4 protein-coding genes are annotated in these 6,000 nt (G+C 60.2%); all 4 read left to right on the plus strand.

The window, feature by feature from the left end; all coding sequences use genetic code 11:
- Positions 1-91: 91 nt before the first annotated feature.
- The 4 genes from BN1189_RS09700 to BN1189_RS09715 all read left to right on the plus strand — a co-directional run bounded on the left by BN1189_RS09700 (position 92) and on the right by BN1189_RS09715 (position 5,709).
- Positions 92-1,249: a polysaccharide pyruvyl transferase family protein gene (locus BN1189_RS09700; protein ID WP_040227727.1), complete on the plus strand. Its 1,158-nt coding sequence runs from the start codon at positions 92-94 to the stop codon at positions 1,247-1,249.
- The gene (locus BN1189_RS09705) at positions 1,246-2,340 is read left to right on the plus strand and encodes a glycosyltransferase (RefSeq protein ID WP_082194221.1); all 1,095 of its coding nucleotides are present in this window, start codon (positions 1,246-1,248) and stop codon (positions 2,338-2,340) included. The genes BN1189_RS09700 and BN1189_RS09705 overlap by 4 nt, the downstream gene beginning before the upstream one ends.
- On the plus strand, positions 2,337-3,845 hold the full coding sequence (gene murJ, locus BN1189_RS09710) for a murein biosynthesis integral membrane protein MurJ (RefSeq protein ID WP_040227729.1): 1,509 nt from the start codon (positions 2,337-2,339) through the stop codon (positions 3,843-3,845). Before BN1189_RS09705 ends, murJ begins: the two co-directional genes overlap by 4 nt.
- A 277-nt stretch (positions 3,846-4,122) precedes the next feature.
- Entirely contained in the window at positions 4,123-5,709 is a 1,587-nt protein-coding gene (locus BN1189_RS09715) for a SulP family inorganic anion transporter (RefSeq protein ID WP_040227731.1), read from the plus strand.
- Positions 5,710-6,000: the final 291 nt, after the last annotated feature.

Below are 6,000 nucleotides of genomic sequence, written 5' to 3' on the forward strand. Positions count from 1 at the left end.
GTCAAATCGACGTTCTCAAATATGAGAATATCAAGAAATGAAATCCCAAAACTGACATCCGTCAGGACATTGCAGGCAAAGGAAGAACAGAATGAGAATCGGCATCGTGGGGAACTACGGGAACAACAACAATGGGGACGAGGCGATCCTTGCGGGGATCATCGAGCAGGTGACGGAGCATTACGGCATCGGGCCGGAATCGATCACCGTCTTCAGCAATAATCCGCCGCAGACGTCGAACCGGTTCGGGGTGAAGGCGGCGCCGCTGTACTACAAGCGCTCGTCGGCGACGATGACGTTCATGGAGACGGTGAAGAAGAATTCGCCGCTCATCCGGGAGCTCGACCTTCTGATCATCGGGGGCGGAGGCATCCTCATGGATTTCTACAACCGGGAGGCCCAGCTGTTCGGCTCTTACGGATTCATGGCCAAATGGGGCAAGGTCCCGTACGTCATCTATGCATGCGGCGCGGGGCCGATCAATTCGGCCGTCGGCAAGTGGTTCATCCGCAAGCTCGTGTCGGGCGCGGCCAGCGCGTCGGTGCGGGATCCGAAGTCGAAGAAGCTGCTCCAGTCGATCGGCGTATCGCGGCCGATCGAGATCATCGGGGATCCGTCGTTTGCGCTGCCTTCCGGCGAGCGCAGGGAACACGGGCCGAAGATCCGGAAAGTCGGCGTGACGGTCGTGCCGTATTACAGCCTCGCCTACTGGCCGGAAGCGAACGACATCAAATACGAGAACTATGTGCAGGGAATGGCCGACAATCTGGACCGGCTGCTCGAAGGCCGGGACATCGTGCTGACGTTCTTTTCGACGAAATATCCGCATGATGTCGATGTGTCGGTCGAGATCCGCAACCGCATGAAGGAGAAAGACAAGACCGAGCTGATCGAGGACAATCTGAACCCGGCGGACATCATCCGCATCAGCGGCGAGCAGGACCTCATCATCGGCACGCGGCTTCATTCCGTCTATCTCGCCCTGAACGCGGGAACGCCGGTGATCGGGATTGCCTATCATCACAAAGTGGCGGATTTCATGGACATGGCCGGCATGAGCGGGCGCTGCCATAAGATCGAGGCGCTCACGAAAGATGACGGGATCCTGCGGCGTGCAGTGGCGGAAGCCGAAGAAGACTGGCCGGCGGTCGTCCGGGAGACGGCAGAGCTCCGGAACCAGCTGAAGACGAGCGCCGATCTCGGGCTGACGCAATTCATCCCGGTCGCGGCGGAGGAGACGGCACGATGAAAATATTAGTGTTGAGCAATATGTATCCGACGGATGCCCATCCGACGTACGGCATTTTCGTCCGCAACCAGGTCGAACTGCTGCGCGCGAGCGGGATTGACGTCGACGTTGCGGCGATAACCGACCCGGGAAAAGGGAAGGCGGCCGCTTTGAAGAAATACGGCGGCTGGGCGATGGAAACAGGCCGCCGGCTGTTTGGCGGGCGGAAATCCTACGCGGTGACGCACGCCCATTACGCCTTTCCGACCGGCCTCTTGTCCCTCATCGGCAAGAGGCTGTTCGGCGTTCCGTACATCGTGACGGTCCACGGCGGCGATCTTGACCAGATGGCGAGGAAAAGCCCGAAGATCCGGCAGATGACGGAACGAATCTTGAAGGAAGCGGCGCATGTGATCACGGTCGGCCAGCGGCTGTACGAGGAAGTGACCGGGCAATACGAAATCCCGGCTTCCCGTGTGTCGATCCTCAGCATGGGCGTCGATACGGATGTTTTCCGTCCGCGCGAACGGGCGGCCGTCCGTGCCGATCTTGGCATTCCGGAAGGCGAGAAGGCGGTCCTGTTCGTCGGAAATATCATCCGGGCAAAGGGGACGACGGAGCTGGTAGATGCAGCGACGCTCCTCGATCAGGAGGGCGAGCCGGTGACGCTTTATCTCGTCGGATCGGTGAAGGATGCCGGCTATACGGAGGAGCTGAAGGCGCATATCAGTGAGCTCGGCCTGGACCGGGTGCGTTTCGTCGGGACCGAGCCGCAGGAGCGGCTGTCGGAATGGATGAGTGCGTGCGACGTGCTTGCGCTGCCTTCTTATCATGAAGGATTCGGGCTTGTCGCACTCGAAGGAATGGCGAGCGGCGTCCGGGTCGTCGGCAGCGATGTCGGCGGATTGTCCGTCCTGCTCGGAGACGACCGGGGCATCCTCGTTCCGCCGAAGGATGCGGGGGCGCTTGCCGCCGGCATCCGGGAGGCGCTCGATCCGGACAGCCGGGCATTCGACGGGGAGTCGATCCGCCGGGAAGTCGCGAGGCATTCCAAGGATCAGATTCTCCGCGAGCTCCTCGAAATCTATGAAGACGCGGCGGCCGGCCGATGAATCGCATTCTGAAGATCATCGGCGCGGTCGCCGTCATCAATATTATCGCCCGTCTGTTCGGATTCGCCCGCGAAGTTCTCATCGGGTACCAGTTCGGGACCGGCCGCATGGCGGACAGCATCATCACCGCCTATACGGTGCCGAACTTCATTTACCTCGTGATCGGCGGCGCGCTCACGACGGCGTTCATTTCCGTCTATAACCGGACGGAAGGGGACCGCCGGGCATTCGTGCGAGAATCGTTCACCGGCATCACGGCGGTCATCGGGCTCGTGACGGTTTTGCTGATCGTTTTCGCCGGGCCGGTTCTGCGGCTGCTGTTTGATGGTTTGGACGAGTCGGAATATGCACTCACGCTGCGGCTTTATCTGTGGATGATGCCGTCCGCCGTCTTCCTCGTGCTGTCGACGTGGCTGAGCGGACTGCTGAACGTCAACCAGAAATTCCATCTGTCGAGCGTGGCGATTCTCGTCTACAACGCGCTGTTCTTCCTCATTCCGCTCGCGTTCACCGGAATATTCGGGCCGATCGCCTACGGATACGGGGCGTTGCTGGCGGCGGTAGCGATGGTCGCGTTCCTGTTTCTCGGACTGCGGCGGCTCGGCGGGTATTCGTTCCGGCCGAAGAAGCCGTCAGGCGGAGAACAGGCGCTGCTCTGGAAAATGGCGCTGCCGATCATGTTCGGCGGCGCGACGCTGCAGTTTTATTTCCTGATCCACCGGATTTATTCGTCGCAGCTCGGGGAAGGGGCGGTCGCCGCGGTGAACTATGCGTCGAAACTGACGCAGTTCCCGCAGGCGATCCTCATGACCGCCGTCACGACGGTGATCTACCCGCTGCTCAGCAAGAAAGTCGGCGAAGGGGACCGGTCTGCGGTCGAATCGCTGTACGGCCGGGGATTGCGGCTGCTCGCCCTGCTCCTTATCCCGGCCGCAATCTACATCTGGTTCTTCTCGGGACCGGTGACCGGACTCGTGTTCGGCCGCGGCAACTTCACCGCGGAATCCGTCGCGCTTACCGCGCCGCTCGTCCGGCTGTTCGGCCTGTCGATCTTCTTCATCTCGCTCAATACATACATCACGCGGTTTTACTACGCGGAAGGCAACTCGGCGGTGCCCGTCCTATTCTCGGTCGTGAGCGTCTTCGCGGTGAACATCGCCGTCATCAAACTGCTCATCGGCCCGCTCGGCGTCGGAGCCGTCGCCTGGGGAACGGGCGTGTCGTCCGCAGTGAACTCGGGATTGCTGATCTGGTACGCGTCCAGGAAAATGGGCCTGTCGATCTTCTCCCGGCACGCGACCGGCTGGCGGCTGCCACTCGTGCTCCTGTTGCTCGTCCCGGCCGGCGCGATTGCGGGCTGGCTGTTCCGCGGAGCGGGGGACTTGATTGCCGCTCTCGGCGGGCTCGCCGTGTTCGGGGTGATCGCGGTCGGTCTGATGAAAGTGTTTAGAGTGAAGGAGATTGATTTGATTCTGGGACGTGTGCTGAAGCGGGGGAATGGGTGAGCGGGGGCGTTTCGGGTGAGATACGAAACGTTTTGCCGGAGATACGCAACGTTCTGCCGAAGATACGCAACGTTTCGTCTGAGATAGACAACGTTTTGCTGTAGATACACAACGTTCCACCGAAGATACGCAACGTTTTGCTTAAGATCCACAACGTTCCGCCGACCCGGCTCGCTTTTTTTCTGTTATGGATCAGTTTTTGCACAAACTTCCTGATGTGCGATAGAATAGAGTGAGAGTGTGAATGCTCTGTAAATAATTTGTGGAGCGTGAAGGAATGTTCAGAGACGACCGTTTTGAATTGCTGAGCCGAAAAACGCTCAAGCATGATATTGTGGCCGGCATCACTGTCGGTATTGTGGCCATTCCGCTCGGGATGGCTTTTGCGATTGCCTCGGGAGTGAAGCCGGAGTACGGGATTTATACGACGATCATCGCCGGGCTGCTCGTGGCCCTGCTCGGGGGTTCCCGGTTCCAGATCGCCGGGCCGACCGGCGCATTCATCCCGATCCTGCTCGGCATCGTCCTGCAATACGGCTATGAAGACCTGCTCGTCGCCGGGTTCATGGCCGGCGTGTTCCTCCTCATCATGTCTTTCCTCAAAATCGGCGACCTCATCCACTTCGTCCCGAGGGCGGTGACGGTCGGGTTCACCGCGGGAATCGCCGTCATCATCTTCACCGGCCAGATTTCCAATTTCCTCGGCCTCGAAGGAGTGGAGCAGCAGGAGTTCTTCCATCTCGACATGATGGAGATTTTCCGTAATATCGGAACGGTGAACGGATTTTCGATTTTAACCGCTGTGATCGGGCTTGCGGTGATTATCGTGCTCACCCGGTTTGCGCCGAAAGTCCCGGCTTTTCTCGTGGCGTTGCTCATCCCGACGCTGATCGCGTATTTCTTCTTCCCGGGACAGGTGGCGACAATCGGAACCGCGTACGGCGGCATCCCGCAAAAACTGCCGGAGTTCGCCTTTCCGCAGATCACCTTCTCCAAAATGGTCGAACTGTGGCAGCCGGCGCTCATCATCGCGGCGCTCGGAGCAATTGAATCGCTGCTGTCGGCCGTCGTCGCGGACAGCATGGCGGGCGGGCGGCCTTCCAGATCCAACCGCGAGCTGTTCGGACAGGGCATTGCGAACATGACGGTCCCGCTCTTCGGCGGAATCCCGGCAACCGGCGCCATCGCCCGGACGGCGACGAACATCCGGTCCGGCGCGATCAGCCCGGTGTCCGGCGTCGTCCAGAGCGTCTTCGTCCTGCTCGTGCTCATCCTGTTCGCGCCGTTCGCCTCGCACGTGCCGCTCGCGAGCATGGCGCCGATCCTCATGTTCGTCGCCTGGAACATGAGCGGCATCCGGCCGTTCGTCTCCATCGCCGGACTCCGCTCCGGCGACTCGATCGTCCTTTGGGCAACGTTCCTTTTGACCGTATTCATCAACTTGACGGTCGGCGTCGAAGTCGGCTTCCTGCTCGCGGTGCTCATGTTCCTCCGCAAGATGAGCGGCAAACTCATCCTGAAAACGAAACCCGCCAATGAAGACGACTATGCGTACGGCAAAGTGGAACCCGGCCGAACATTCACCGCCGTCAAAGTGACCGGCCCGCTCTTCTTCGGCACGGTCCAGGCCTTCGAAAAGGAGATGGAAGAACAGCTAGAAAAGAAGCCGGACGCCCTGCTCCTGCGTCTGCGCGGACTCACCGTCCTCGACGCGGGCGGCGTCGGCGCCCTGTCCGAAGTCCTCGACAAAGCAGAACGAAACGGCACCCGCATCCTTCTCCAAAGCATCCCTCCGGAAAAGAAGACCCTTCTGAGGAAAAGCGGCCTTCTGGAACGAATCGGGGAAGAGAATCTGATCAAATGAAAAAACAGCCCGCGGCGGGCTGTTTTTTCGTTCTTCTGGAGCGGGTAGGGCTTCTGGGCAGCGAGTCGTCCGGGTCGAGCGTTGAGTCGGTCGCATCCGGGCTTGAGTCGTCCAGGTTTTTATTTCCAGGGGTGAGTCATCCGGATCCGGCCTCGAGTCGGTCGCATCCGGGGTTGAGTCGTCCGCATTCGGCCTCGAGTCGTCCAGGTTTTTTTTCAGGCGGTGAGTCGTCCGGATCCGGCCTCGAGTCGGTCGCATTCGGGGTTGAGTCGTCCGCATTCGGCCCCGAAT

It is taken from the genome of Bhargavaea cecembensis, from assembly GCF_000826125.2.
Classification (GTDB): Bacteria; Bacillota; Bacilli; order Bacillales_A; family Planococcaceae; genus Bhargavaea; species Bhargavaea cecembensis_B.